Genomic DNA, 24,351 nt, shown 5'->3' on the forward strand with positions numbered 1-24,351 from the left:
GCCGGGTGGTTTAGAACGCGCCCATGTAATCACGCTTGCCCACTTCAACACCGTTGTGACGCAGCAGTGCGTAGGTGGTGGTGACGTGGAAGAAGAACTGCGGCAGGCCGTAGGTCAGCAGGTAAGCCTGGCCAGTGAAGCGCTTCTCTTTCGGCGTGCCTTGACGGGTGATGATCTCGATCCCTTCCTTGCCATCGATCTGCTCAGGCTTGAACTCGCCGATGAAGGCCAGAACCTTGGCGATCAGCGCTTGCAGTTCGGCGAAGGTTGTTTCGGTGTCGTCGTACTTCGGAAGCTCGACTTCAGCCAGACGCGCGGAAACGCCCTTGGCGAAATCTACGGCGATCTGCACCTGACGCACCAGCGGGAACATGTCCGGGTACAGACGGGCTTGCAGGAAAGCGTTCGGGTCGATGTTCTTGGCGGTAGCGTGGGCTTCGGCCTTGTTCAGAACGTCGCTCAGGGCGTTGAGCATTTGTTTGAAAACCGGGACGGAAGCGGCGTACAGGGAAATGGTCATGGCAGTCTCGTGTTGTGGCGGGGTTGAAACATGCGCCGATTATAGCCATGCCCGAGCGCCCTGCGGCTTGTCTTTTATCCAGCAAGGATTACGCTAGGCGGCTTCGACTGCACGCTTTGACAGCAAAGGGAAAAGCGCGATGAGCACTGAGCAAGAAACGACCTTCGACGAACCGCGCCTCAACAGCACGGAAATCCGCATCCTGGGCTCGTTGATCGAGAAGCAGGCCACCAGCCCGGAAACCTATCCGCTGACCCTCAATGCCCTGGTCATCGCCTGCAACCAGAAAACCAGCCGCGAACCGGTGATGAACCTCACCCAAGGCCAGGTCGGCCAGAGCCTGCGCGCCCTGGAAGGCCGCGGCTTCACCAAATTGGTAATGGGCAGCCGTGCCGACCGTTGGGAACACAAGGTGGACAAGGCGCTGGAACTGGTGCCAGCCCAGGTGATTCTGACCGGGCTGTTGTTTCTGCGCGGCCCGCAAACGGTCAATGAACTGCTGACCCGCAGCGGTCGCATGCATGAATTCGAAGATGCGGAACAGGTGGTGCATCAGCTCGAGCGTTTGATTGCCCGGGGTCTGGCGTTGCTGATTCCGCGTCAGGCCGGTCAGCGTGAAGACCGTTATATGCATGCACTGGGCGACCCGGCGGATATTGAGGTGATTCTCGCGGCAAGGCAGAACCCAGTGGAACGTGGTGCCGGTGGCGGCGTGTCGGTTGAGCGGATCGAAGAGCTTGAAGCGCGGATAGCGGCGCTGGAAGAGCGCTTGGCGCGCCTCGAATAACCGGCACACATCGTCAAAAAATGTGGGAGCGAGCTTGCTCGCGATAGCGGTCTTTCAGCGACACATCCTCTTAATGTGCCAATGTCATCGCCAGCAGGCTAGCTCCCACAGGGACCCGCACGTTATTCGCCGTCCCAGTAATCGACACCATCCGCCTGCCGCGCGACGGCGACAAAGCCTGATACATGGCCCTCAGCATCAACTTTGAAGTTATCCATCACCGCGTACTTGTTCGAATCCGGGTATTCGCAAATGTCCGGTTGCTGCTGAGTGCTGACCGCCAGATAACGCAGCTCGCCCGCGCTGGTATTGATGATCTGATGCGCCATTTCCGGGCCGCCCGCCGGGCAGGCAATCACATCACCGGCGCGGATCGGAAAACGCTCCGCACCCAGACGCACTTCACCCTCGCCAGCCACCACGTAGAACATTTCTTCATTGACCCGATGACTGTGGAACGGGCTGCCACGCATGCCGGGCGGCAGCGCATATAAACGGTAACCCAGTTTTTGCGCACCGAGCTGCTGGCCGATCCGAGCCGAACGTTGCTGATAACGTGCGGCGGTTTCGCCTTCGGGAGACAGGGCTTCGGGCAGTGGCTGGAGTTCGACCTGATGCAGATTGAGGATGGGCGGATGCATGCTGAACCTCGGACACGGTTTTTGTGGAGGGCAAGTCTGTGCTTGCTGGTGAGGCAGTATAGGCAGCAGGTGAAACCGAGGTGAATTCATCGCTGGCAAGCCAGCTCCCACAGAGTTTCGGGCGGCCCCAAAGACTCCTGCTCCCACTTGGTACCTGTGGGAGCAGGCTTGCCAGCGATGAGGCCAGTCAACTCAACACATCATCAGCTACGGGCAAACGCCACCGCCGCCGCAAACTGCTGCTCATTCGGACGCACGCCGGTGTACAGCACAAACTGCTCCAGCGCCTGGATCGCGATGACCTCAAGCCCGGTAATGACCTTTTTCCCCTCGGCACGCCCGCGCACGATCAACGGCGTCTCCGACGGAATTGCCACCACATCAAACACCGTCTCGGCGGCTTTGATCACTTCAGGCTCAAACGCCAGCTGCCCCGCCTCCGGCCCACCGTCCATGCCAACCGGTGTGACGTTGATCAACATCTGTGGCCGCTCATCGCCCAGCTCTGCCTGCCAGCGATAGCCCAGAGAGTCCGCCAACGCCCGGCCAGCGCGCTCGTTGCGCGCAATGATCACGCCGTTTCTATAGCCGCCATCACGCAAGGCACTGGCCACAGCCTTCGCCATGCCGCCACTGCCGCGCAGGGCAAAGGTCGACTCTTTGGGCACTTGATGGGTTTCCAGCAACTGGGCGATGGCGATGTAATCGGTGTTGTAGGCCTTGAGGTGGCCGTCGGTATTGACGATGGTGTTGATCGATTGAATGGCCGCGGCCGAGGCGTCCAGCTCATCGACCAGCGCGATGCAGGCTTCCTTGAACGGCATCGACACGCCGCAACCGCGAATGCCCAAGGCACGAATGCCACCCACAGCGCCGCTAAGGTCCTGGCTGCTGAAGGCCTTGTAGTAAAAATTCAGCCCCAGTTGTTCGTACAGATGATTGTGGAATCGCAGGCCAAAGTTCCCGGGGCGTGCTGACAGAGACATGCACAGCTGGGTGTCTTTGTTGGGGTTCATCTGCATGAAACTTCTCCTTTTAATGCACTTTCAGATAGACGGGATTAGCCATTGCACCCGTTCTGTTCGATCATAGCGAGGTGTCTACACCCCGGTATTGCGGGGCTGTAAAGACGTCGGTACAGAGCCTTACACAAACTTTACCTAGTGGCTGTGCTGATTTTCAAAAAGTCGCTGTCTTAGAAGTATCCCCGCGATAATCCTTGGGTCTATTTGCAGATTCAAGCGCCGGGTCGAACAACGAGGAATTATCATGATCCGTAAACTTCCTGTCTTAGCTTTGCTGATCGGTGCATTAGCTGTCGCAGGGCAAGCAGAAGCCCATGGCGGCAACTATTGGCAAGGCCCTGCGGTGTTTGGCGCGATCGTCGGCTCGGCCATTATCGGTTCGGCGCTTATCAACCAGGACCGCCCTGTCTATGTGCAACAGGCGCCCGTGTATGCCGCACCACCACCGGTTTATGTGCAACAACCGCCGCCACCGGTCTACTACCAGCCAGCGCCGGTGTATGTGCAACAACCGGTGTACGTCCAACCGGCCCCGGTGTATTACGGCCCGCCGCGTGGCTACTATGGTCGACCACACTATTACGGCGGCCCACGCTGGTAATCTGAACAACAAGCCCCGCTTTTATAGCGGGGCTTTTTTATGACCGTTGGTCGGCCCAGGTCTGAAAAAATCTCGCCAAGGTCGTTGTCGGGACAGTTTGTGCAGCTAAAGTCGGCATGATGGCCTTGACCGTTGGCGGCAAAACATTAAACGGTCATCTATTTGTCATGACGGAACCGCAATCTGAATCCGTCCGTAAACAACAGGTTGATAAAAACAAGGACGACCTCATGCCAACGCAAAACCCGCACCGCAATGTCGGCTTGTGTACCTCCAGCAAGGTGTACAACGCACTGACCGAACTCAAGCACCTGGAAGGCCATCGCAGCGCCAAGTTTCTCTCGCTGCTGGCCGAAAACCTGGTGCGCAAAGGCCTGCTCAACGAGCAGGAAGTGGTTCATATGCTCGATCTGGTAGTCGATTGACCGCCACACTCGCTGGCATCAATGACCACTATCAAGAACGTTGATTGTCCGTTGAACCGCGCGGTCCGTAAGGTGGCTCCATAGATCGATGGAGGTACTTATGTCCCAGGTTCAGATCATGTCCGTTATCGGCAGCGCCGTTCCCGCATCGCTCAGAGAGCTAGGACTGCTCGCCTGTTGGTATGTGATGCGCGACGGCGAACCGATCAGCGGTCCGCTCACCTCGCTTCCCGCCGCCCAGGCCCTGTCGCAACGCATCGGCATCGTCCGGCTCATCGCCTAAGGCAGCTGAACCTGCGGCTTGCTTTCGACATAGATCGCCCAGCTCGACATAAACAGCGCGGCGATCAACGGCCCGATTACAAAACCGTTCAGACCGAACACGGCCATACCGCCCAAGGTCGAGATCAGGATCATGTAGTCGGGCATCCGGGTGTCTTTGCCCACCAGGATCGGCCGCAGCAGATTGTCCACCAGGCCAATCACAAATACCCCGAACAACCCCAGCACCACGCCCTGCCAGATCGCCCCGCTGAGCAGGAAGTACACCGCCACCGGCGCCCAGACAATCCCCGCCCCCACCGCTGGCAACAGCGACAGAAACGCCATCAACACCGCCCAGAGCAGCACACTGGGGATATCCAAAAACCAGAAAATCAAGCCGCCCAACGCACCCTGCGTGATCGCGACCAACAAATTGCCTTTGACGGTGGCCCGCACCACGCGATTGAATTTAAGCTGCAAACGGCGTTTCTGGTGTTCCTGTAACGGCACGGCGGTGCGGACTTTGCGCGCCAGCTCGGCGCCGTCCCGCAGAAAGAAGAACAACAGGTACAGCATGATGAAAAAGCTGACGATGAACTCGAACGTCCCCTGACCAACACTGAAAACCTGCGTGGCAAAGAATTGACTGCCTTGCATCGCGCCCTTGACGATTTTGTCCTGCACCCCCTTCAACTCACCTACGCCGGACCGATCAAGCAAATGCTGGAAATACGGCGGCAAGCCATGCTTGAACTGCGACACATACCCGGCGATGTCCAGCTCGCCGCTTTCGATGCGGTTGTACAGCGACGCGCCTTCCTGAACCAGCAGGACACTGAGGATGATCACCGGCAAAATCGCGATCACCAGACAAATACTCAGGGTGCACAGCGACGTCAGGTTGCGCTGCCAGCCGAACTTCAATTGCAGCCGCCGCTGCATCGGCGCGAAGACGATGCCGAGGATGACCGCCCAGAACACCGCACCGTAAAACGGCAACAGAATCCAGATAAAGGCCAGGGTCACGACGACCAGCAACACAAGCAGCGCCCTGTTTTGTAGCGTGGTTTCTTTCATGTCCGATCCATGTCAATCCGCAACGGAGCAGGCGCTCCTTGATGCTTAGTCCGCCACGGTTCGCATGAGTGCCATCCGTTTGTTCATCAAGCATAGATCCAGATCAATGATCCCTGAGGGCAAGCCCTCTATCCTCGGCTGCTTTGCGATCGATACCGCCATGCCCCTTGCCACACCACTCTCAATCCCAGAGCTACTCGCCCCCGCCGGCACTCTGAAAAACATGCGTTATGCCTTCGCCTACGGCGCCGATGCGGTGTACGCCGGGCAGACGCGCTACAGCTTGCGGGTGCGCAATAACGAATTCGACCACGCCAACCTGGCCCTCGGCATCAAAGAGGCGCAAGCCCAGAACAAGCGTTTCTACGTGGTGGTCAACATCGCGCCGCACAACGCCAAGCTCAAAACGTTCTTGAAAGACCTGACTCCGGTGATTGCCATGGCGCCGGACGCGCTGATCATGTCCGACCCGGGCCTGATCATGCTGGTACGCCGGCACTTCCCGCAGATGCCAATCCATTTGTCGGTGCAGGCCAACACGGTGAATTGGGCGAGCGTCGAGTTCTGGCAGCAACAGGGCTTGAGCCGGATCATCCTGTCGCGGGAACTGTCCCTGGAGGAAATCGCCGAAATTCGCCAGCAAGTACCGGCCATGGAACTGGAAGTGTTCGTTCACGGCGCGTTGTGCATGGCCTATTCCGGACGCTGCCTGCTCTCGGGCTACATGAACAAGCGCGACGCCAACCAGGGCAGTTGCACCAACGCTTGCCGCTGGAAGTACTCGGCACAGGCGGCCACGGAGAATCAGCTCGGCGAGATTGTTCAACAGTTCCAGCCTGAGCCGACTTTAGGCATCGGCGCACCGACCGATCAGGTGTTCCTGTTGCAAGAAGCCAATCGTCCAGACGAGTTGATGCCAGCCTTCGAGGACGAACACGGCACCTACATCATGAACGCCAAAGACCTGCGCGCCGTGCAGCATGTCGAGCGTTTGACGCAAATGGGCGTGCATTCACTGAAGATCGAAGGCCGGACCAAATCCCACTTCTATTGCGCCCGCACCACTCAGGTGTATCGCCAGGCCATTGATGATGCGGTGGCCGGTCGCGCCTTCAATCGCAATCTGATGACTGATCTGGAGTCCCTGGCCCAGCGCGGCTACACCGAAGGGTTCCTGCGTCGGCATGTGCATGATGAGTATCAGAACTACCAGAACGGCAGCTCGGTGTCGGAGCGACAGCAGTTTGTCGGGGAATTGACCGGCGAACGGCACGATCGCCTGGCCGAAGTGAAGGTGAAGAACCGCTTTGGCCTGGGCGATCATATGGAACTGATGACGCCCAAGGGCAACTTCCACTTTGATTTGCATCAGTTGCAGAACATCAAAGGCGAGCCGATTGAAGTGGCGCCGGGGGATGGGCACACGGTGTATGTGCCGATTCCGGATGCGGTGGATTTGCGGTTTGGGTTGTTGATGCGCGATGTGGGCACTCAATAACGACGCTGCCCCATCCGACACCTGCTCCGGCGTCGGCGTCGGCCGTCGACCGCGGCACCTGTGCCAGCCGAAGGAGCTGGGGTGTGTCGGGGTCAGGTGAACTCTTCGCGCAGCATCGCCACGAACGCCTCGCGTGCCGGGTGTACCCCGGCATTTTCGTGCCAGTAAAACAGGTTGTCGATGGCCGTCAGCTCGGGGAACTCATAGCCCACGCAGCCGGCGCCTTTGGCATATTGATCAAACACACCCTTGGGTACCAACGCCACGCCGGCACCGGCACTGACGCAACCGACAATCGCCCCGTAACTGGCAAGACTGACAATTGGCAGTGCCTGGCCCTGACGCAATAACCACTGCTCCAGCGCCGCCCGATAGGGACAACCCTGCGGCCACATGAATACGGTTTTGTCTTGCAGATCATCGATGCCGCGCACCGGCCCGAACGACGTTGAGGCGATCAGCAGCAGCTCTTCGCGATACATCGGCGTGCGTTTGAGCTGAGAGCGCTCGACGTCCACTGCCACAATCGCGCCGTCGAGTCGATGGCTGAGCGTGTCGTCGAGTAACTGGCCCCAGGTGCCGGTGGTGAGTTCCAGCGCCACCTGCGGAAAGCGCTTGTGAAACTTCGCCAACAATCGCGGTAATCGCCCGGTCGCCGAGGACTCGATGGCGCCTATGCGCAGCGGACCGGACGGCTCCGCCGATGGATCGACGGCGCGTTTGGCTTCAGCGGTCAGCGCGAGAATTTTTTCCGCATAGGCCAGAAACGTCTGCCCCGCAGGACTGATGCGCAACCCGCGCCCCTCGCGCAGAAACAGCGCAACGCCAAGCTCAGCCTCCAACGCCTTGATGCGCGCGGTGATGTTCGACGGCACGCAGAACAATTTTTCTGCCGCTCGGGCAATGCTGCCAAGTTCGGCCACGGTCTTGAACATACGGATTTGCGCCAGCTCCATATCCATCACTCTGAGTGAACATTCAGCGCAGTATAAGTCAGTTGTGGCGAATGATTGGCCGATCGGATACTCGACCCACCAAACCTTCCGGTGCCCGATCATGTCGCCCCCTACTCCTCTGAAAATCCTTTTGGCCATGGCATTTGTCGTCGGCTGCTGGGCGTATTCGCCGACCGGTATTCATCTCGGCCTGCAAGCCTACGAGCCCGGGCATCTGGCGTTGTTGCGGTTTCTGCTGGCGTCGTTGCTGATGGCGGTGATCGCGGCGTTCAAAGGTGTTCGCTTGCCACAGTGGCGCGATGTGCCACTGCTGTTTGCGTTGGGATTCTTCGCTGTCAGCCTGCATCACGTTGCGTTGAACATCGGCCAGCAAGGCGTCAGTGCCGGCGCTTCGAGTGTGCTGGCGCAATCGAGTCCATTGTTCAGCACGCTGCTGGCGCGCTTCGTGTTCAAGGATCACGTCAGTGTCTGGCGCTGGGGCTGTGTGTTGCTGGGGTTGATCGGCGTGGTGATTGTGATGGCCGGCGATAAAGGCCTCGGCGGCATTGATGCCCACGGCTTGCTGATCCTGCTGGCGGCGGTGTCGTGGAGTTTTTACTTTGCGCTGCAGAAGCATCACACCGGGCGTTATGACGGTTTGACCCTGACTTGCTACACGGTCTGGTGCGGGACCGCGTTGTTGTTGGTTTATCTGCCAGGGCTGGCGGATCAGGTAGTGCGAGCGCCGGTTAAAGTGCAGATAGCGGTGATTGGGTTGGGCGTGTTTCCGAGTGCCTTGGCGTACCTGGCTTGGGCGTTTGTGCTGGCCCATGTGGATTTGAGTCGTGCGGCGATGACGTTGTACCTGGTGCCGCCGACAGCGATGGCGATTGCCTCGGTTGCGCTGGGTGAGCGGCCGGCGATGATAGTTATCGTCGGCGCGCTGGTGGTGTTGACCAGTGTGTTGGCGTTGAATCTGGAGCGGCGGGTTGGCGGGGTTCGGGCAGTTGGGGTGTGATCTGAGAAGGTGTTGAACCTGAAGCAGCTATCGCGAGCAGGTTCACGCCGGCAATGGCTGGGTGTACCCATATTTGGTGTACACCCCAGCACATTGCAGGTGTGAGCCTGCTCGCGATGAGGCCCTGAACGACAGCAGATCAATCAGACCAGACTTCGATCAGCGCCGATCATCCGACAATGGCGTCGGCTCATCCGCTGGCGGTACGTCATCGGCCGCTGGCGGTTCCTTCCAGTCTTCCGGCCGGTCGGCATCGCTCAACGGATCGCGCCCCGGTGCCATACCCGGCGGCGCATCGTGATCCGCCAGTGTCGGCTCGTCGGTGCCGGGCATTGGCCGGGTCGGATCGGTCGGCAGAACACCACCCTGAAACAGCAAATCGTTAGCCATGACGCACCTCACCAAGGAGGTCCGGAATACCCGGGCCGTAAACCTTGGAAGCTGCCCTGTGTGCGGCGTGCTATCGAACAGACCAACGGCGATCAGCTCTGCGCGGAAAACCGGTCGCGGCTGTTGGTCAGGTGCAGCCACATCGCCGCCCGCGCTGCGTCCGGGTCCTGGCGTTTGATGGCGTTGAGGATTGCTTCGTGTTCTTGATTGGCCAGTTGCCCGAGCTTGCTCAAATCCGTCGAACCGCGCTCGGTCGCGTTGACCCGCGTCCGGGGAATCATCGCGCTGCCCAGTTGCTGCATGATTTCGGTGAAGCACACATTGCCGGTCGCTTCGGCGATCAGCAGGTGAAAGCGCTTGTCCGCTTCAACGCAACTGTCGTTGTTGGCGAGCAGGCTTTGATAGTCATCCAACGCTTCACGCATCTGCGCCAATTGCTGATCGGTACGGCGAATCGCAGCTAGCGCGGCAGCCTGGGTTTCCAGGCCCATGCGCAATTCCAGAATGCTGCGCACCCCCAGCGCGGTGTCGACGTTCAGTCGCAGCCCCTGCTCCGCTGCGCGCTCGATCACGAAGGTGCCGATGCCGTGACGGGTCTCCACCAACCCCGATGCCTGCAGCTTCGAAATCGCCTCACGCACCACCGTGCGGCTGACCCCGTGCTCCTGAACAATCGTGTTCTCCGACGGCAGCTTGTCTCCCGGCAGCATCTGGCCGAGCAGGATGCTTTGGGTCAGCTTGGCCACCAGGTCATGAGCCAGGTTGTGGCTGCGCTTGCGGGCAGGTGCGTCGAGGTCTTCTTGCATGGCGATCATCCGAAAAGCGGGGCTATCCGGATCGTAGCACCGGGCTCGCCCGGAATCTCATGAAAACAACACTCAACTTGTATGACAACACTCAACAATCAGCGCTTCAACCCCTCGAAACAGCCAGAACAAACATCTAAAAGAATAACAAATTGCCTATAAAGCGCCATTTCGTTGGATATCAGCGCTTGCGGGATCAAAAAACCTAGTTGTATGATGTCTATCAACACAAAACGCCCAGCAATACCCCGCATAAAAATAATCAGTGGGAGAAAAGCAAGTGAGTACATCCGCATCCGCGATAAACGACGGCGCCGATTCAGTCCTGAAATCCGCCATCTCGAAAGTCAAACGCCACGTCCTGCCGCTGTTCGTGATCATGTTTATCGTCAACTACATTGACCGCGTAAACATTGGCTTCGTCCGCGCCCACATGGAGCAGGATCTGGGCATCGGCGCTGCCGCCTACGGCCTCGGTGCCGGCCTGTTCTTCATTGGTTACGCGCTGTTCGAAGTCCCCTCCAACATGCTTCTGCAAAAAGTCGGCGCGCGCATCTGGCTGACCCGGATCATGCTGACCTGGGGCCTGGTTGCCGCCGGCATGGCGTTCATCCAGAACGAAACCCACTTCTACATCCTGCGTTTTCTGCTCGGTGTTGCCGAAGCCGGGTTCTTTCCCGGGGTGATTTATTACTTCACCCGCTGGTTGCCTGGGCTTGAACGCGGTAAGGCGATTGCGATCTTCCTTAGCGGCTCGGCGGTTGCGTCGCTGATCTCCGGCCCGCTGTCCGGGATGTTGCTGCAACTCAATGGTTTCGGCCTGCACGGTTGGCAGTGGATGTACTTCATTGAAGGCATGTTCTCGGTTGGACTGTGCGTGTTCGTCTGGTTCTGGCTTGACTCCAAACCCCACGACGCCAAATGGCTGAGCCGCGACGAACAGGACGCGCTGGTCAAGGCAATCGACGACGAACAACTCGCTCGCGAAGCCGCGACGCCGATCAAACCGTCCCTGGGCAAACTGCTCAAGGACCGTCAGATCATCCTCTTCTGCCTGATCTACTTCTTCATTCAGTTGACCATTTATGCCGCGACCTTCTGGCTGCCGAGCATCATCAAGAAGATGGGCGACCTCAGCGACATCCAGGTCGGGTTGTTCAATTCGATCCCGTGGTTGCTGTCGATTGTCGGCATGTACGCCTTCGCCGCGTTTTCGGCCAAATGGAAACACCAGCAAGCCTGGGTCGCCGCTGCGCTGCTGATTGCTGCGGCCGGGATGTTCATGTCCACCACCGGCGGACCGATCTTTGCCTTTGTGGCGATCTGCTTCGCGGCGCTGGGTTTCAAATCGGCGTCGTCGCTGTTCTGGCCGATTCCCCAGGCGTACCTGGATGCGCGGATCGCTGCCGGCGTGATCGCGCTGATCAACTCGGTGGGCAACCTTGGCGGCTTCGTCGCGCCGACCACGTTCGGTCTGTTGGAAGAACACACCGGTTCGATTCAGGGCGGGCTCTACGGTTTGGCGGCGACTTCGATCATCGCCGCAATCATTGTCTTCGCCGCCCGCAACACACCGAAACCCGCCGCTGAAATCGCCGTGGCCGACGCCGCGCCGAAACACGCCTGACTGGCGTTTTCGCAGACGACTCACAAGGACATAACAATGAACGCACAAGACACTGCAAAAGCGCCGATCATCACCAGCATGCAAGTGGTTCCGGTGGCGGGCCACGACGGCATGCTGCTCAACCTGAGCGGTGCTCACGGTCCGTTTTTCACCCGCAACATCGTGATCCTCACCGACAACGCCGGGCACACCGGCGTCGGTGAAGTGCCGGGCGGCGAACGCATTCGCCAGACCCTGGAAGATGCGCGCTCGCTGGTGGTCGGCAGCCCCATCGGCACCTACCAGAAGATCCTCAATCAGGTGCGCCAGACCTTCGCCGATCGCGATGCCGGCGGCCGCGGCCTGCAAACCTTCGACCTGCGCATCACCATTCACGCCGTCACTGGCCTGGAGGCCGCCCTGCTCGACTTGCTCGGCCAGCATCTGGACGTGCCGGTCGCGGCGCTGCTCGGCGAAGGCCAGCAGCGTGATGAAGTGAAAATGCTCGGCTATCTGTTTTACGTCGGTGATCAGCGCGAAACCGACCTCGCCTACCGCAGCGAGCCGGACGCCGACAATGAATGGTTCCGCCTGCGTCACGAAAAAGCCATGACTGCCGAAGCCGTGGTGCGTCTGGCTGAAGCGGCGCAGGCGAAATACGGTTTCAAGGACTTCAAACTCAAGGGCGGCGTGCTCAGCGGCGATGAAGAAATCGAAGCGGTCACCGCCTTGGCCGAACGCTTCCCTGATGCGCGCATCACCCTTGACCCGAATGGCGCGTGGTCACTGAAAGAAGCGATCCGCTTGTGCCGCGATCAGCATCACGTCTTGGCGTACGCCGAAGATCCGTGCGGGGCGGAGAACGGTTACTCGGGCCGTGAAGTCATGGCTGAATTTCGCCGCGCCACGGGGCTGAAAACCGCGACCAATATGATCGCCACTGACTGGCGGGAGATGGGTCACGCGATTCAATTGCAATCGGTGGATATTCCGCTGGCTGACCCGCACTTCTGGACCATGCAGGGCTCGGTTCGGGTGGCGCAGATGTGCCATGAATGGGGCCTGACCTGGGGCTCGCATTCCAACAACCATTTCGACATTTCCCTGGCCATGTTCACCCACGTTGCGGCGGCTGCGCCGGGTGAAATCACCGCCATCGATACACACTGGATCTGGCAGGACGGCCAGCGTCTGACCAAAGCGCCGCTGCAAATTGTCGGTGGCTGTGTGCAAGTGCCGAAGAAGCCGGGGCTCGGTGTGGAACTGGATTTGGATCAACTGGCCAAGGCGCATGAGTTGTATAAAGGCATGGGCCTGGGCGCGCGGGATGACAGCGTGGCGATGCAGTTTCTGATTCCGGGCTGGAAGTTTGATAACAAACGGCCGTGTTTGGTGCGCTGAACCTGATCTCCAATCCACCACTTTCCCCTGTGGGAGCGAGCCTGCTCGCGAATGCGGTATGACGGCCAACATTTTTGTCGACTGACACACCGTTTTCGCGAGCAGGCTCGCTCCCACAGGGGTTTTGCATTAACCAGAGATTTGCAGCAGCCAGTTTTTGAACGCAAGCATCGCCGCTGTTTCCGGGCGCGACTGCAACCGTGTCAGCCAATAACTGCCAGTGGTGATCTCGACGGCAAACGGCTGGCAAATCGCCCCCGCCGCCAATTGCCGAGCGAACATCAACGGCGGCGCCAACGCCACACCCGCACCTTGCAGCGCCGCCTCCATCATCGCCAGCGATGAGTCGAAGATAATGCTTTGTGGCGGCGCAGCGTGGGTCGAGAGGCCCGACGCCTGAAACCAGTCCGGCCATTCATCCGTGCGATACGAACGCAACAACGTCTGCTGCAACAAGTCGACGGGTGATGCCAGTTGCCGGGCGATCTCGGGAACGCACAACACCGACAGCGGCGCCTCGATCAGCCGCACCGCTTCAATTCCATGCCACGCCCCGGCGCCAAAACGAATCGCGTAATCCAGCCCTTCAGCGGCCACATCCACCCGGTTATTGTTGGTCGACAGGCGTAAATCTATGAACGGATGTTTCGCCTGGAAGTCGGTCAGACGCGGCAACAGCCAACCCACTGCGAACGTCCCCACGGCACCCACCGTCAGCACTTCCCGGTAATGTCCGCCCTCAAGTCGCTCCAGTGTTTCGGCAATTCGGTCGAAGGATTCGCGCAGCACCGGCAGCAGGGTTTCGCCCTCGCTGGTCAGCATAAGGCCACGGGGCAAGCGTTTGAACAGGGTTACGTTAAGCTGGGCCTCAAGGCTTTTGACCTGATGACTCACCGCCGCTTGCGTGACGCACAACTCCACCGCCGCCCGGGTGAAGCTCAAATGCCGCGCCGAGGCCTCGAAGGCGCGCAGAGAGTTCAATGGTAATTGCGGACGAATCATGGCCACTCCCAAATTTTTCTAATGGCTCGTGCGAAATATCATCGGTTGTCGATCAGCGGCGCACTGCATAAATTTGCCTCGCCGTTCACCGGCCGGTGGCGGGCAGTCTACCGCTTAGCCGAACCAATTCGCATGGAATAGAACCAATGACGGACACAATCACCATGACCAGACTGACTATTTTCGGGGCTTGCGCAGCATTACTCAGCGCTGGCCCGTGCTTGGCGCAAGGTCAGACAGACCAGCAGATTCAAAGCGCGGTCGACGCCGCCATTCGCCCCATCATGCAAGCCCAAGGCGTTCCCGGCATGGCCGTGGCAGTGACCATCGATGGCAAGCCGCATTACTTTAACTACGGCGTCGCCAACAAAGAAAACGCCCAAGCGGTCACCGAAAACACCCTGTTCGAAATCGGCTCGGTAAGCAAAACCTTCACCGCCACTCTCGGCGGCTACGCCCAGGCCACCGGCAAACTGTCCGTTACCGATAAGGCCAGCCAGGTCTTGCCGGCGTTGCGCGGCAGTGCGTTCGATAACGTCAGCGTGTTGCAACTGGGTACTTACACCGCCGGTGGATTGCCGTTGCAGTTCCCTGATGCGTTCGATCACGCAGATAAAATGCTCGGCTACTTCAAACAGTGGAAACCGGTGTATGCCGCCGGCACCCATCGTCAATATTCGAACCCCAGCATCGGGCTGTTCGGGTATCTGGCCGCGCAAAGCCTGGGCCAGCCTTTTGATGAGGTGATGGAGAAGACGCTGTTGCCGAAACTCGGGTTGAAGCACACCTACCTCAAAGTGCCGCAAGATCAGATGGAGATTTACGCTCAGGGCTATGACAAGAACGACAAGCCTGTGCGCGTCAGCCCGGGGGCGCTGGACTCTGAAGCATACGGTGTGAAAACCAGTGCGGCGGACATGATTCGGTTTGTTGAGGCGAACCTGAAACCTTCGGGACTTGAAGCGCCAATGCAGAAAGCCATTGCAGCGACTCATACCGGTTACTACACGGTTGGTGACATGACTCAGGGCTTGGGTTGGGAACGCTACACCTACCCGATCACCCTCGATAAATTGCTGGCCGGTAACTCGACGCCGATGGCCATGGAAGCGCATAAAGTCCAATGGCTGAACCCGCCGCAGCCTGAGCCAGGCAGTGTATTGATCAACAAAACCGGCTCTACCGGTGGCTTCGGTACTTATGTTGCGTTCGTGCCCGCCAAAGACATTGGTATCGTGATCCTGGCCAACAAAAACTTCCCGAATGCGCAACGGGTGAAAATTGCCCACGAAATATTCAGCGCCCTCACTGAATGACATAAACCTGTGGCGAGGGGATTTATCCCCGCTGGGCGGCGAAGCGGCCCCAAAGCCATTCGATGCGGCGGGTCAGGCAAACCCGGTCGCTCGGATTCGGGGCCGCTTCGCAGCCCAACGGGGATAAATCCCCTCACCACAAGGTTCTCTACTCACAATAAAAAATGGGCGACCTGTTGAGGTCGCCCATTTCGTTTCAGCGTTTAAAGCTGCGCGTGCAACCGCCAGCCGATGACATCGAAATATTCAGCGCCCTCACTGAATGACCTAAAACCTGTGGCGAGGGGATTTATCCCCTCACCACAGGATTCTCTACTCACAATAAAAAGTGGGCGATCTCTTGAGGTCGCCCATTTCGTTTCAGCGTTTAAAGCTGCGCGTGCAACCGCCAGCCGATGACATCGAAATCTTCAGCGCCCTCACTGAATGACCTAAAACCTGTGGCGAGGGATTTATCCCCGCTGGGCGGCGAAGCGGCCCCAAAGCCATTCGATGCGGCGGGTCAGGCAAACCCGGTCGCTCGGATTCGGGGCCGCTTCGCAGCCCAACGGGGATAAATCCCCTCACCACAGGATTCTCTACTCACAATAAAAAATGGGCGATCTCTTGAGGTCGCCCATTTCGTTTCAGCGTTTAAAGCTGCGCGTGCAACCGCCAGCCGATGACATCGAAATATTCAACGCCCTCACTGAATGACCTAAACCTGTGGCGAGGGGATTTATCCCCGCTGGGCTGCGAAGCGGCCCCAAAGCCATTCGATGCGGTGGGTCAGGCAAAACCGGTCGCTCGGATTTGAGGCCGCTGCGCAGCCCAACGGGGATAAATCCCCTCGCCACAAGGTTCTCTACTCACAATAAAAAATGGGCGATCTCTTGAGGTCGCCCATTTCGTTTCAGCGTTTAAAGCTGCGCGTGCAACCGCCAGCCGATGACATCGAAACCTTCAGCGCCCTGACTGAATGACATAAAACCTGTGGCGAGGGGATTTATCCCCGCTGGGCGGCGAAGCGGCCCCAAAGCCATTCGATGCGGTGGGTCAGGCAAACCCGGTCGCTCGGATTTGGGGCCGCTGCGCAGCCCGACGGGGATAAATCCCCTCACCACAGGGTTCTCTACTCACAATAAAAAATGGGCGACCTCTTGAGGTCGCCCATTTCGTTACAGCGTTTAAAGCTGCGCGTGCAACCGCCAGCCGATGACATCGAAATATTCAACGCCCTCACTGAATGACATAAAACCTGTGGCCAGGGGATTTATCCCCGCTGGGCGGCGAAGCGGCCCCAAAGCCATTCGATGCGGTGGGTCAGGCAAACCCGGGCGCTCGGATTTGGGGCCGCTTCGCAGCCCAACGGGGATAAATCCCCTCACCACAAGGTTCTCTACTCACAATAAAAAATGGGCGACCTGTTGAGGTCGCCCATTTCGTTTCAGCGTTTAAAGCTGCGCGTGCAACCGCCAGCCGATGACATCGAAATATTCAGCGCCCTCACTGAATGACCTAAAACCTGTGGCGAGGGGATTTATCCCCGCTGGGCGGCGAAGCGGCCCCAAAGCCATTCGATACGGTGGGTCAGGCAAACCCGGGCGCTCGGATTTGGGGCCGCTGCGCCGCCCAACGGGGATAAATCCCCTCACCACAAGGTTCTCTACTCACAATAAAAAATGGGCGACCTGTTGAGGTCGCCCATTTTTTGATTCAGGCCATGCGCTCAATCGTCCGGCATTTCCGGCGGCTTGCTTGGTTTGGCGGGTTTGGTTGGCTTGGCACCTTTGGTACCTTTTGCCGGTTCTGGCGCAGCAGCGACCGGTGCCTGGGCAGCGGCGGCGGCTTCCTTCTCGGCCATTGGCATGGCGTCGATGGTGTCGAAGATTTTCTTCAGGTCGAGCGCTTTCGCCTCATCACCCGATGCCGAGAGTTTGGTCTCGCCGTCCTTGCCCACCAGGAATACTTTCGGATAAGCCCCGGCGCCGAGTTTCAGCGAGCGCAGCAGCGCCATGGTGTCTTGCTGGCCCATGTCCTTGCCGTCGAGTTGGCCGGACATGTTGAGGATGGTGTAGACCTTGATATTGCGCTGGGCGATCCCCTGTTTGTTGGCCGGATCCTCCAACGACTTTTTCAGGCTCACCCAGACCGGGTCGACGGTACTGGGTGCGATTACGATTAGCGGTCGGGCCCTGCCCACATCCGCAGCCAGGGGTGAGTCGCTGTCGGCGGCGAACAGGGGGCCGGCGAATGCCAGCAGAGTAGCCAGGGTCAATGACCTGATGAGCATGCGCATCTCCTTTTGATATCCACGCTCTAATGATTGCGCATCGCGGCGATCGTTCCGGGTGACGATCCACGAATATGTTTCGCGTTGACCAAAGCTTAGGTCAGGGCCGGCATTGCGCAACATATCCAGCGCGATAACAACGCGGATTTGATTACCTTTTATGACCGCATTAGGGTGGCAGTTCTGACGACGGAATGGAGTTCCCCCCATGCAGATTGAATACCTGTGCGATCACCCCGAATTGATTGAAGAACTGGCCGAACTCAACTTCAAGGAATGGGGTGAGTTTCGTCCGGGCGACACCCTTGAGGCGCGTACCGAACGCATGCGCGCGGCCTGTGGCAAGGGCGCGATTCCAAGCGTGGTGGTGGCGATTGAAAAAGGTACGTTGCTCGGTGGCGCCCTGCTGATCGACAGCGACATGAAAACCCGTCCCGAGCTGACGCCGTGGCTGGCCGGGGTGTATGTGAAGACTGAACAGCGCGGGCGCGGGGTCGCGTCGCAACTGGTCAAGCGCATAGTCGAAGAGGCTGCAGCGCTGGGTGTGCCGCAGTTGTATCTGTACACCGACGCGGCGCAGTCGTTGTATGCGCGGCTGGGCTGGGAGGTCATTGAGGATGTGGTGTACGAAGATTTGCCGGTAACGGTGATGAAGTACACCACACGGTCGCCGGCATAAGGAGGTCCCCTCACCACAGGGGCGCCGGCTCAGTTCAGGGTTGAATCGAGGGCTGAGAGCAGCTGCGAAGGTTCGATTCGCTGCTCGCCCAGCTTGAGTTCGCCGCTGTCGAGATCAACACTCAGCATCACCGACGGCCGATCACCCGGATATTTGCGCAGCAGCAGTTCGAGGCTATTGGCCGTCTCGTCGGCAGTACCGATCAGATCCCAAAGACTCTCACTCAAGTCCAGCAACACCTGCTGACGCTGCTGATCAACCACAAGCGGCGCATACAGCCAATGGCTCATGCGCATTTCGCGTGGTTCAACGGTAATGGCGATGCGGCCGTCGCAATGCAAAGTGGTTTCACTCATGGCTTGATCAAAACGCCAATTTATAGCCGATCAACACCAGCATCGTCGCCAGGCACGGGCGCAGCAGTTCGTCGGAAATGCGGCCGGTCAGGTGGCTGCCCAGCCAGATCCCGGGAAGCGAACCGACCAGCAGGAAACCCAGCACATGCCAATCCATATTGCCCATGCTCGCATGGCCAAGGCCAGCGACCAGCGTCAGGGGCACGGCGTGGGCGATTTCCGTGCCGACCAGGCGGCGGGTCGGCAGCAGCGGATAAAGGATGAACAGCGCCACGGTGCCCAAGGCGCCGGCACCGATGGAGGTCAGGGCAACCATCGTTCCGAGGATCAGGCCAGTGATGACCGTCAGCACGTTCAGGCGCGTGCCGCTGGGGTTGTAGTTGCCACCGGCGCGTTTGTGAGCGAAGTCGAGCAGGCGTTTTTTGAAGAAAATCGCCAGGGCTGTGGCAAACAGCACGAAGCCCAGGGCTTGCTTGATGATGGCGTTCATCGCCTCGGGCGCGGTGTGCAGGCTGCTCAGAAACCACAGGGTCATGGCCACCGCTGGCACGCTGCCGAGGGTCAGCCAACCGGTGATTGCCCAATCGATGTTCTTGTTCTTGCGGTGCACCAGCACGCCGCTGGATTTGGTGATGGCCGCGTACAGCAAGTCCGTGCCTACCGCGGTGGCCGGGTTGACGCCGAACCACAACAGGATCGGCGTCATCAGCGAACCGCCGCCCACGCCGGTCATCCCGACGATAAAGCCAACCACCAAGCCTGCAACGACTAATCCGAAATTACCGAAATCCATTAACACGCCCACAAAAAACGCATGAAAAAACTGGTCCGCAGCATAGCGATTTTTCTTATAACTACTTATATCGATGCGGTCTATCGTTATGTCTAAAACCCAGAAAACACATCAATCCTGTAGGAGCGAAGCTTGCTCGCGAAGGCCGTGTCAGTCGATACAGAGGTTGAATGATGGTCCGCCTTCGCGAGCAAGCTTCGCTCCTACATGGATTGGGTTGTCAGTGCACCCGCCGTCCTGGCTTGAAGCTGTGGTGGCGATTGATCCACACCGTGGCGAAGGCAATCAGCGACAGGACCAGCAGTGCCCATGGAAATGAAATGACCCCGACGCGGTCCAGCAGCAGGCCACCAAACAGGCCGCCCCCGGCGATGGCGACGTTCCAGGAGGTGGTGAGCATGGCTTGCACCACGTCGACGTGTTCACCCGCCGAGTCTGCCGCCGCTGTCAGCAACTGCGTGGCCGAGCCGCCAAACGACAGCCCCCACACCGCCACGCAGGCACAGACCACCCACGGCGACGACATGGCCACGGCCAACACCAGCGCCGTCAACGCAAACACCGCCAGGCTGATCAACGTCAGTTTGCGCAACCAGCGGTCTACCAGTACGCCAGTGATCCAGATCCCCGCCAGCGAACTGATGCCGAACACCAGCAGCACCAGGTCCACCCGCTCGCCCAGCCCGGACTGCACCAGGAACGGCGCGATATAGGTGTAAAGAATGTTGTGCCCGAGCATCCACGTCAGCACGACGAATAGCACCGGCCGTACTCCCGGCATGCGGAACACCTCGGCCAGGGGCAAGCGCTGGGTGTCGGTCTGGCCGGGTTTGTCCGGCACAACCAGCACAATCCACGCCGCCAGCCCCAGCGCCAGCGCCGACATGATGCCGAACGAGGCACGCCAACCGATCAGGTTGCCGAGCCAGGTGCCCGCCGGGGTGCCCAAGGACAGCGCAATCGGTGTACCGAGCATCGCGATCGCCAGGGCCCTGCCCTGCAAATGCGTGGGTACCAGCCGCCGCGCATACCCGGCCATGATTCCCCAGGACAACCCCGCCGCCATCCCGGCCAGAAACCGCGAGACCAACGTCACACCGTAATGGGTCGACAGCGTGGTGATGGTGTTGAACACCAGAAACCCGCCAACGGTCATCAGCAGCACCGGCCGACGGCGCCAGCCACGGGTGGCTACCGTCAACGGAATAGCGGCCACCAGCGAGCCGAGGGCATAGAGCGTCACGAGTTGGCCGGCCAGCACCTCGCTGACATTGAGGCCCGCGCCGATTTGTGGCAGCAGGCCGGCCGGCAGGGTTTCGGTGAGGATGGCGATAAAACCGGTCATGGCGAACGCCAGCAACGCGGCGTAGGGCAGTTTGTCCGCACGGGCGGTGCGGTCGACGCAGTTGAAATCGGCGCTTGCGGGGTCGGTCATGACGGGGGCTGCTCCATTTTGATCAATAGCGGTGACGGATTGTATACAAAAACCGCATTGGCTATTTGATCAATGTGGGAGCGAGCCTGCTCGCGAATGCGCTGGATCAGTCAATACTTCAGCGCCTGAAATACCGCTTTCGCGAGCAGGCTCGCTCCCACACTGGATCTCTGCGCACCACAAACTCTTGTGGTGCGTTGACCGTCATCACCCCCGCGAACTCACTGCACCGGCAAGAAATTCAAAAACAACAGACTCTGCGCATAATTCAAACCGATGCGCCGATAACGCTCGTCCAGCAGCTGGGTCAGCAGGTCCAGGCGCGCGACGATCTTGCCGAATTCCACGGCGAAACTCAGGTTGCTGCCCTCCTCCGAGATTTCGTTGGAGAACAGCAACGGTTCGCCATGCTTGTTTTGCCGTTGGCTCAGGATCCACGTGGCTTTCTCGATGTTGCGCGCGGCGTTGCTGACGAAGACCGGGTTGATCGCGTCGGTCATGTAGAACTCCAGCCGATTGCCGTGGGCGGTGACCAGCATGCTGCCGATGGCATAGATGAAAGCGCCGACCCGGTCACCCAGAAACTCCGGGCTCATCGCGTAGCTCAACGCCGCCAGGTCTTTTTTGCCGCCCAGGGTCGGCAATGGCTCTTGCTGTTCGATGGCCATGCGCACCTGTTTTTCAGCCGTGCGGGCATCGAGGAAGCCGGATTTCTTCAGCTCTTCGGGGTTACGCAGATAGAGTTTGCTCATCAGCAGATAGAGGCTTTGCAGGTTGTCGTGCATCGACAACGTGGCCATGCGATCAACGCTGGTCTGGAGAAATTCCTGTGGTTTGCCTTCACGGAACTGGTTGATGACATCACTGCCCTGCTGCTGGCTGCAACCGCTGGCGAGGAGCATCGACAGACACGCCAACAGGCGAATTCGGGTTTTCAGGTGGGGTAAGACTCGAACCATGGGTGATTGGGCTGACACATTCCTGCGCGGCGGAAGTCGCCGCAGCCTGGCCATGGATAGAGCCGGTTAATTCAGAAAAGTGCAGTGTCGACGGCATCCGGGCGATCTATGGTCATGAGCACCAACAGTTTAGTCAGACTTTACAATTGAAATAGTTGCCTTATCAGCTATAAATCCAGATCAACACATCCTTTAGTATGACTAGTGAGCCATTCCTCACAACTGACTGTCAGATTTGAATACCCACTGAAAACAACAAAAAGGAAGCTCAGCCATGCTTCAACCCCGCTTTCTGCTTTCCGCCCTTGGACTGTCCCTAATGATCGCCACTCTACCCACCTACGCCACCGGCCTGTCCAGCGAGCACAAAGCTTTCGGCAAGACCAATGACGGCACCCCCGTCGAGCAATACATCTTGCGCAACAGCCATGGTCTGCAAGCCACGGTCATTACCTACGGCGCCACGTTGCAATCGCTGAAAGTGCCGGACAGAAACGGCAAGGCCGAAGACATCGTCCTGGGTTTCGATAACGTCCAGGGTTATCAGGCTGGCACCGCGTATTTCGGCGCGACCATTGGCCGCTATGGCAATCGCCTGGCCAATGGTGCTTTTGAACTGGACGGCCAACACTATCAAGTGCCGAAAAATGACGGCCCGAACTCCTTGCACGGAGGCACTCAAGGTTTCGACAAACACGTCTGGAAGGCTGAACCGAGCAAAACCGATGATTCGGTGGGCGTCACCCTGACGTATCTGTCGAAGGACGGTGAAATGGGCTTTCCCGGCAACATGAAAACCGAGGTGACTTACAGCCTCACCGAGAAGAACGAACTGCGCATTGAGTACAAGGCCAGCACCGACAAACCCACCGTGCTGAACCTGACCAACCACAGTTATTTCAACCTGGCCGGCGCGGGCAATGGCGATGTGCTCAAACAACTCGTCACGTTGCACGCCGACCATTACACCCCGGTCAACGACAAACTGATCCCCACCGGCGAACTGCTGGCGGTCAGCGGCACGCCCATGGACTTCACTCAACCGACGGCCATCGGCAAAAATATCAAGGCTGATCATCCGCAGTTGAAGTTTGCCGAGCCAAAACAAGGTGGTTTTGATTTCAACTGGGCTCTGGATGCCGAGGGTGACGTAGGTCAACTCGCTGCCGATGTCCTCGACCCGGCCTCCGGCCGCCGCTTGCAGCTCTACACCACCGAGCCGGGCGTGCAGTTCTACACCAGCAACTTCCTCGACGGCACGGTCAAGGGCAAGGCTGGCAAGGTTTATCCGCATTGGGGCGCGTTCACCCTGGAGACCCAGCATTATCCAGACTCGCCGAATCAGTCGAATTTCCCGAGTACGCGGTTGGATCCGGGCAAGACGTATACCCAGAGCACACTGTTCAAATTCTCCACCAAATAACCCCCGGTTGACGCAATCCCTGTAGGAGCTGATCTTGCTCGCGAAGAGGCCGTGTCAGTCGGCATCACTGTTGAATGATCGACCGCATTCGCGAGCAAGCCCGCTCCCACATTTGCTCTGTGGTGAACCGAGCATTCATGAACAACCACTATCCCCTGCTCGAGATAGCGGAGTGTCTGGCGACATAGATCCATCAAAGAACTGCGTCCTGCCTGCTGGAGCACGACGGAACCCATGGGCTAATCTGCTGCCCACTGAAGTATCCATCGCGTTTCCAAAAAGGAGGTTTTTCATGCGGACCCTTGAACTGGCTGGCGTCAACGTACCGGTCATCGGCCAGGGCACTTGGCGCATGGGCGAGGATCGCTCGGCGCACCGTAATGAAGTCGCGGCCCTGCGCCAGGGCATCGAACTGGGCATGACCCTGATCGACAGCGCCGAAATGTACGCCGAGGGCGGTGCTGAAGAAGTGGTCGGTGAAGCCATCGCAGGTCTTCGTGACAAGGTCTTTCTGGTCAGCAAGGTCTACCCGCACAACGCCAGCCGCAAAGGCATTCCCCAGGCCTGTGAGCGCAGCCTGCGGCGCTTGAACACCGATTACATCGATTTGTACCTGCTGCACTGGCGCGGCCAATACCCACTGGAGGAAACCGTCGAAGCCTTCGAACGCCTGCGCGAAGACGGCAGGATCGGTCGCTGGGGCGTGTCCAATTTCGACCTCGACGACTTGCACGAACTGGCCTCACCGGCCTGCGCCACCAATCAGGTGCTGTACAACTTGGAAGAGCGCGGCATCGAATTCGACCTGTTGCCCTGGAGCCAGGCACACAATCTGCCGACAATGGCCTACTGTCCGATCGGCCAGGGTGGGCATATGCTGGTGAACTCGACGCTCAAACAGGTGGCCGCCCGTCACGGGGTAACACCGGCCCAGGTAGCGCTGGCATGGATACTGCGTCAGGACAGTGTCATTGCGATTCCTAAAGCGGTCCGACCCGAGCACGTGACGCTCAATGCGCAAGCGGCGCAGTTGAAGCTGGAAGCTGCGGATCTGGAGGCGCTGGACCAAGCGTTTCGCGCGCCACAACGTAAGCAGCGGTTGGCCATGGTCTGAGCCATCGC

Annotated in this window: 25 protein-coding genes; 12 read left to right on the forward strand and 13 right to left on the reverse strand. The window is 59.0% G+C overall.

Annotated features, from left to right (window positions below):
* Positions 1-10 precede the first annotated feature (10 nt).
* On the reverse strand, positions 11-520 hold the full coding sequence (locus JFT87_RS22795) for a DUF1993 domain-containing protein (protein WP_201197038.1): 510 nt from the start codon (positions 518-520) through the stop codon (positions 11-13).
* 139 nt (positions 521-659) lie between these two features.
* Here JFT87_RS22795 and JFT87_RS22800 point away from each other — a divergent pair, with 139 nt between their 5' ends.
* Positions 660-1,307 (forward strand): YceH family protein, encoded by a 648-nt coding sequence (locus tag JFT87_RS22800; RefSeq protein ID WP_201204742.1) that lies wholly within the window; start codon positions 660-662, stop codon positions 1,305-1,307.
* A 122-nt stretch (positions 1,308-1,429) separates the two neighbouring features.
* On the opposite strand, the gene JFT87_RS22805 is transcribed toward JFT87_RS22800, so the two are convergent.
* Together JFT87_RS22805 and JFT87_RS22810 are read right to left on the reverse strand one after the other, a co-directional pair.
* Positions 1,430-1,948 carry a cupin domain-containing protein gene (locus JFT87_RS22805; RefSeq protein WP_201204743.1) on the reverse strand — a complete coding sequence of 173 codons (519 nt, stop codon included), beginning with the start codon at positions 1,946-1,948 and terminating at the stop codon, positions 1,430-1,432.
* A 203-nt stretch (positions 1,949-2,151) separates the two neighbouring features.
* Positions 2,152-2,970 carry a shikimate 5-dehydrogenase gene (locus tag JFT87_RS22810; protein ID WP_201204747.1) on the reverse strand — a complete coding sequence of 273 codons (819 nt, stop codon included), beginning with the start codon at positions 2,968-2,970 and terminating at the stop codon, positions 2,152-2,154.
* Positions 2,971-3,217: 247 nt separating this feature from the next.
* Here JFT87_RS22810 and JFT87_RS22815 point away from each other — a divergent pair, with 247 nt between their 5' ends.
* From JFT87_RS22815 to JFT87_RS22825, 3 genes are all read left to right on the forward strand, one after another.
* Positions 3,218-3,574, forward strand: coding sequence for a hypothetical protein (locus JFT87_RS22815; protein WP_201204749.1), 357 nt, complete (start codon positions 3,218-3,220; stop codon positions 3,572-3,574).
* Between the two features lie 230 nt (positions 3,575-3,804).
* Complete coding sequence (locus JFT87_RS22820; RefSeq protein ID WP_123409983.1) at positions 3,805-3,999, forward strand: hypothetical protein; 195 nt, start codon at positions 3,805-3,807, stop codon at positions 3,997-3,999.
* A gap of 100 nt (positions 4,000-4,099) precedes the next feature.
* Complete coding sequence (locus JFT87_RS22825) at positions 4,100-4,282, forward strand: hypothetical protein (RefSeq protein ID WP_201204751.1); 183 nt, start codon at positions 4,100-4,102, stop codon at positions 4,280-4,282.
* Here the strand turns inward: JFT87_RS22825 and JFT87_RS22830 are convergent.
* Positions 4,279-5,340, reverse strand: a complete 1,062-nt coding sequence (locus tag JFT87_RS22830) for an AI-2E family transporter (RefSeq protein ID WP_201204753.1) — start codon at positions 5,338-5,340, stop codon at positions 4,279-4,281. The two genes, JFT87_RS22825 and JFT87_RS22830, sit on opposite strands and share 4 nt — an antisense overlap.
* 160 nt (positions 5,341-5,500) lie before the next feature.
* On the opposite strand from JFT87_RS22830, the gene trhP reads away from it, so the two are divergent.
* Positions 5,501-6,838, forward strand: a complete 1,338-nt coding sequence (trhP, locus tag JFT87_RS22835; protein WP_201204755.1) for a prephenate-dependent tRNA uridine(34) hydroxylase TrhP — start codon at positions 5,501-5,503, stop codon at positions 6,836-6,838.
* Between the two features lie 92 nt (positions 6,839-6,930).
* Here trhP and JFT87_RS22840 read toward each other — a convergent pair whose 3' ends face one another.
* Entirely contained in the window at positions 6,931-7,794 is an 864-nt protein-coding gene (locus JFT87_RS22840) for a LysR family transcriptional regulator (RefSeq protein ID WP_201204757.1), read from the reverse strand.
* Positions 7,795-7,894: 100 nt separating this feature from the next.
* On the opposite strand from JFT87_RS22840, the gene JFT87_RS22845 reads away from it, so the two are divergent.
* Complete coding sequence (locus tag JFT87_RS22845) at positions 7,895-8,791, forward strand: DMT family transporter (protein WP_201204759.1); 897 nt, start codon at positions 7,895-7,897, stop codon at positions 8,789-8,791.
* A 159-nt stretch (positions 8,792-8,950) separates the two neighbouring features.
* Here the strand turns inward: JFT87_RS22845 and JFT87_RS22850 are convergent, their stop codons facing one another.
* Together JFT87_RS22850 and JFT87_RS22855 are read right to left on the reverse strand one after the other, a co-directional pair.
* Entirely contained in the window at positions 8,951-9,181 is a 231-nt protein-coding gene (locus tag JFT87_RS22850) for a hypothetical protein (protein WP_201204761.1), read from the reverse strand.
* Between the two features lie 92 nt (positions 9,182-9,273).
* The gene (locus JFT87_RS22855) at positions 9,274-9,987 is read right to left on the reverse strand and encodes a FadR/GntR family transcriptional regulator (protein ID WP_201204762.1); all 714 of its coding nucleotides are present in this window, start codon (positions 9,985-9,987) and stop codon (positions 9,274-9,276) included.
* A gap of 280 nt (positions 9,988-10,267) precedes the next feature.
* On the opposite strand from JFT87_RS22855, the gene JFT87_RS22860 reads away from it, so the two are divergent.
* Both JFT87_RS22860 and gudD read left to right on the forward strand, forming a co-directional pair.
* Positions 10,268-11,614: an MFS transporter gene (locus tag JFT87_RS22860; protein ID WP_201204764.1), complete on the forward strand. Its 1,347-nt coding sequence runs from the start codon at positions 10,268-10,270 to the stop codon at positions 11,612-11,614.
* A gap of 36 nt (positions 11,615-11,650) precedes the next feature.
* On the forward strand, positions 11,651-12,994 hold the full coding sequence (gudD, locus tag JFT87_RS22865) for a glucarate dehydratase (protein ID WP_201204766.1): 1,344 nt from the start codon (positions 11,651-11,653) through the stop codon (positions 12,992-12,994).
* 129 nt (positions 12,995-13,123) lie between these two features.
* Here the strand turns inward: gudD and JFT87_RS22870 are convergent, their stop codons facing one another.
* On the reverse strand, positions 13,124-13,996 hold the full coding sequence (locus JFT87_RS22870) for a LysR family transcriptional regulator (protein ID WP_201204767.1): 873 nt from the start codon (positions 13,994-13,996) through the stop codon (positions 13,124-13,126).
* Between the two features lie 146 nt (positions 13,997-14,142).
* Between JFT87_RS22870 and ampC the strand changes: the two genes are divergently transcribed.
* Entirely contained in the window at positions 14,143-15,312 is a 1,170-nt protein-coding gene (gene ampC / locus JFT87_RS22875; protein WP_201204768.1) for a class C beta-lactamase, read from the forward strand.
* A 1,708-nt stretch (positions 15,313-17,020) separates the two neighbouring features.
* Here the strand turns inward: ampC and JFT87_RS22880 are convergent.
* Positions 17,021-17,584, reverse strand: a complete 564-nt coding sequence (locus JFT87_RS22880; RefSeq protein ID WP_201204769.1) for a DUF4174 domain-containing protein — start codon at positions 17,582-17,584, stop codon at positions 17,021-17,023.
* 208 nt (positions 17,585-17,792) lie between these two features.
* On the opposite strand from JFT87_RS22880, the gene JFT87_RS22885 reads away from it, so the two are divergent.
* Positions 17,793-18,263 carry a GNAT family N-acetyltransferase gene (locus JFT87_RS22885; RefSeq protein WP_201204770.1) on the forward strand — a complete coding sequence of 157 codons (471 nt, stop codon included), beginning with the start codon at positions 17,793-17,795 and terminating at the stop codon, positions 18,261-18,263.
* A gap of 29 nt (positions 18,264-18,292) precedes the next feature.
* Here the strand turns inward: JFT87_RS22885 and JFT87_RS22890 are convergent, their stop codons facing one another.
* The 4 genes from JFT87_RS22890 to JFT87_RS22905 all read right to left on the reverse strand — a co-directional run bounded on the left by JFT87_RS22890 (position 18,293) and on the right by JFT87_RS22905 (position 21,806).
* A complete protein-coding gene (locus JFT87_RS22890; RefSeq protein ID WP_201204771.1) occupies positions 18,293-18,619 on the reverse strand; it encodes a hypothetical protein in 327 nt (108 codons plus the stop codon).
* Between the two features lie 7 nt (positions 18,620-18,626).
* Complete coding sequence (locus tag JFT87_RS22895; protein ID WP_201204772.1) at positions 18,627-19,412, reverse strand: sulfite exporter TauE/SafE family protein; 786 nt, start codon at positions 19,410-19,412, stop codon at positions 18,627-18,629.
* Between the two features lie 220 nt (positions 19,413-19,632).
* Complete coding sequence (locus JFT87_RS22900; protein WP_201204773.1) at positions 19,633-20,847, reverse strand: MFS transporter; 1,215 nt, start codon at positions 20,845-20,847, stop codon at positions 19,633-19,635.
* Between the two features lie 221 nt (positions 20,848-21,068).
* A complete protein-coding gene (locus JFT87_RS22905; RefSeq protein ID WP_201204774.1) occupies positions 21,069-21,806 on the reverse strand; it encodes a hypothetical protein in 738 nt (245 codons plus the stop codon).
* 274 nt (positions 21,807-22,080) lie between these two features.
* Between JFT87_RS22905 and JFT87_RS22910 the strand changes: the two genes are divergently transcribed.
* Positions 22,081-23,229: an aldose epimerase family protein gene (locus tag JFT87_RS22910; RefSeq protein ID WP_201204775.1), complete on the forward strand. Its 1,149-nt coding sequence runs from the start codon at positions 22,081-22,083 to the stop codon at positions 23,227-23,229.
* A 292-nt stretch (positions 23,230-23,521) separates the two neighbouring features.
* Positions 23,522-24,343: an aldo/keto reductase gene (locus JFT87_RS22915; RefSeq protein WP_201204776.1), complete on the forward strand. Its 822-nt coding sequence runs from the start codon at positions 23,522-23,524 to the stop codon at positions 24,341-24,343.
* The last annotated feature ends 8 nt before the right edge of the window (positions 24,344-24,351 follow it).

Origin of the sequence: Pseudomonas sp. TH15 (assembly GCF_016651105.1) — a bacterium.
Lineage (GTDB): Bacteria > Pseudomonadota > Gammaproteobacteria > Pseudomonadales > Pseudomonadaceae > Aquipseudomonas.

Coding starts and splice junctions, on each gene's coding strand:
- JFT87_RS22795 (WP_201197038.1), bottom strand. CDS start 520: ATGACCATTTCCCTGTACGCCGCTTCCGTCCCGGTTTTCAAACAAATG.
- JFT87_RS22800 (WP_201204742.1), top strand. CDS start 660: ATGAGCACTGAGCAAGAAACGACCTTCGACGAACCGCGCCTCAACAGC.
- JFT87_RS22805 (WP_201204743.1), bottom strand. CDS start 1,948: ATGCATCCGCCCATCCTCAATCTGCATCAGGTCGAACTCCAGCCACTG.
- JFT87_RS22810 (WP_201204747.1), bottom strand. CDS start 2,970: ATGCAGATGAACCCCAACAAAGACACCCAGCTGTGCATGTCTCTGTCA.
- JFT87_RS22815 (WP_201204749.1), top strand. CDS start 3,218: ATGATCCGTAAACTTCCTGTCTTAGCTTTGCTGATCGGTGCATTAGCT.
- JFT87_RS22820 (WP_123409983.1), top strand. CDS start 3,805: ATGCCAACGCAAAACCCGCACCGCAATGTCGGCTTGTGTACCTCCAGC.
- JFT87_RS22825 (WP_201204751.1), top strand. CDS start 4,100: ATGTCCCAGGTTCAGATCATGTCCGTTATCGGCAGCGCCGTTCCCGCA.
- JFT87_RS22830 (WP_201204753.1), bottom strand. CDS start 5,340: ATGAAAGAAACCACGCTACAAAACAGGGCGCTGCTTGTGTTGCTGGTC.
- trhP (WP_201204755.1), top strand. CDS start 5,501: ATGCCCCTTGCCACACCACTCTCAATCCCAGAGCTACTCGCCCCCGCC.
- JFT87_RS22840 (WP_201204757.1), bottom strand. CDS start 7,794: ATGGAGCTGGCGCAAATCCGTATGTTCAAGACCGTGGCCGAACTTGGC.
- JFT87_RS22845 (WP_201204759.1), top strand. CDS start 7,895: ATGTCGCCCCCTACTCCTCTGAAAATCCTTTTGGCCATGGCATTTGTC.
- JFT87_RS22850 (WP_201204761.1), bottom strand. CDS start 9,181: ATGGCTAACGATTTGCTGTTTCAGGGTGGTGTTCTGCCGACCGATCCG.
- JFT87_RS22855 (WP_201204762.1), bottom strand. CDS start 9,987: ATGCAAGAAGACCTCGACGCACCTGCCCGCAAGCGCAGCCACAACCTG.
- gudD (WP_201204766.1), top strand. CDS start 11,651: ATGAACGCACAAGACACTGCAAAAGCGCCGATCATCACCAGCATGCAA.
- JFT87_RS22870 (WP_201204767.1), bottom strand. CDS start 13,996: ATGATTCGTCCGCAATTACCATTGAACTCTCTGCGCGCCTTCGAGGCC.
- ampC (WP_201204768.1), top strand. CDS start 14,143: ATGACGGACACAATCACCATGACCAGACTGACTATTTTCGGGGCTTGC.
- JFT87_RS22880 (WP_201204769.1), bottom strand. CDS start 17,584: ATGCTCATCAGGTCATTGACCCTGGCTACTCTGCTGGCATTCGCCGGC.
- JFT87_RS22885 (WP_201204770.1), top strand. CDS start 17,793: ATGCAGATTGAATACCTGTGCGATCACCCCGAATTGATTGAAGAACTG.
- JFT87_RS22890 (WP_201204771.1), bottom strand. CDS start 18,619: ATGAGTGAAACCACTTTGCATTGCGACGGCCGCATCGCCATTACCGTT.
- JFT87_RS22895 (WP_201204772.1), bottom strand. CDS start 19,412: ATGGATTTCGGTAATTTCGGATTAGTCGTTGCAGGCTTGGTGGTTGGC.
- JFT87_RS22900 (WP_201204773.1), bottom strand. CDS start 20,847: ATGACCGACCCCGCAAGCGCCGATTTCAACTGCGTCGACCGCACCGCC.
- JFT87_RS22905 (WP_201204774.1), bottom strand. CDS start 21,806: ATGGTTCGAGTCTTACCCCACCTGAAAACCCGAATTCGCCTGTTGGCG.
- JFT87_RS22910 (WP_201204775.1), top strand. CDS start 22,081: ATGCTTCAACCCCGCTTTCTGCTTTCCGCCCTTGGACTGTCCCTAATG.
- JFT87_RS22915 (WP_201204776.1), top strand. CDS start 23,522: ATGCGGACCCTTGAACTGGCTGGCGTCAACGTACCGGTCATCGGCCAG.